This is a genomic window from Treponema sp. J25, assembly GCF_004343725.1.
GTDB lineage: Bacteria > Spirochaetota > Spirochaetia > Treponematales > Breznakiellaceae > J25.
This window is the reverse complement of record NZ_PTQW01000001.1, coordinates 514-1,972: the sequence shown is the minus strand read 5'-3', so window position 1 is coordinate 1,972 and position 1,459 is coordinate 514. Positions and strand designations below refer to the sequence as shown.

2 protein-coding genes are annotated in these 1,459 nt (G+C 59.4%); both read left to right on the top strand.

The features are described from left to right. Positions 1 to 368, top strand: a 368-nt coding sequence (tnpB, locus tag C5O22_RS00015) for an IS66 family insertion sequence element accessory protein TnpB (protein ID WP_207895314.1), incomplete at its 5' end; no start/stop codon positions are given. 45 nt (positions 369 to 413) lie between these two features. Continuing rightward, a partial coding sequence (locus C5O22_RS00010; RefSeq protein WP_165910350.1) for an IS66 family transposase occupies positions 414 to 1,459 on the top strand: 1,046 nt, incomplete at its 3' end.

The window sequence follows — 1,459 nt, the reverse complement described above, 5'->3', positions numbered from 1 at the left end:
GCGGTGGTTGGGGTATGTGGCCAGAGGTAAGCCGGCTGCGGATATACCTCCGGAGCGGGCCGACGGACATGCGCAAGCAGGCCTACAGCCTTGCGGCGCTGGTGGAACAGGAGTGGAAGGCGCCGTTATTCAGCGGAGACCTGTTTCTCTTCTGCGGGAAGAGCAAGCGGGTCCTCAAAATCTTGTACTGGGACCGGAACGGCTTTTGCCTGTGGACCAAACGGCTTGAACGGGGAACTTTTCCATGGCCAGGGAAGCAAAGCACCACCGAGCCCGTGGTCCTGACGGAAGAAGAACTTGCGATGCTCCTTGAAGGGATAGATTTCTGGAAGCGATTTCCGGAGTTGCAGTACAGCCGGCTCACGTAGGGCCATCGAATTTACTTTTCTGTCGAGGTGTGGTATGGTGGGCCCATGGAAAGCGCCGTTGCCAGCAGTACAAGCCGGGAAGAACTCATCAAAGAGATCCAGACGCTGCGGGAAGTGCTGGCGACGAAGGAAGTAGCGCTTACCGAAAAGGAAAAAGAACTCGCCGAGAAACAAGAAGCCCTTGCCGAGAAGGAGGTAGAACTCCAGAAGGCGCGGCATACCATTCATGTGTTGCAGCAACTGCTGTACGGGCCGAGGAGTGAACGGTTTCCCAAAGACGAACCGAAGGAACAGGGGAAGCTGTTCAATGAGGCCGAACTTACCGCTCAGAACGAGATGCAAAAGGCCCCTGAGCCTGCACCGAAAGAATCACCAGTCACACCACAACGCCGGAAGAAGGCCCCCGGGAGCGGCCGGCGACGGATTCGGGGAGACATTGAACGGATAGAGGTGCTCCACGAGCTTGATGAAGCAGCTCGCGCCTGTCCGTGGTGTGCGAAGGAACGGCCGGTAATTGGGGAAGAGCGGAGCGAAGAGGTGGAGATTATCCCGGCGAAGGTGGTGGTGAGGGTGCATGTGCGGCGAAAGTACGGCCCCTGCACCTGCGACGACTTCATTGGCCACGACGAACCGGCCATTGTCAGCGCTCCGGCGCCAGCGAAGATAGCGAAGGGGAGCCAGTATGCCAACAGCACGGCGGCATTCATCATCGTGAGTAAGTATGTGGATGGGCTGCCGTTGTATCGACAGGAAGGGGCGCTCCAGCGGATTGGGCTTGAGCTGGGGCGGGGGACCATGGCCCGGATGATTCTGCGGGTAAGCGAGGAGCTCGAGCCGCTGTGGCGGCGGATGAAGGAGGACCTACGGTCGTCGCCGGTCCTGGGGATGGATGAGACGGTGACGCAGGTACTGCATGAGCCAGAGCGACCTGCGACAAGTCAATCCCGGATGTGGGTTGCCCGGGGCTTCAAAGAGGGTCCCGGGTCGACGGATCCGCCCCGACCCATCATCTGGTTTGAATATGCGGACTCCCGTTCGGGGGATGTGGCGGCATCTATCATTGGAAACTTCTCAGGGTACCTGCAGACCGA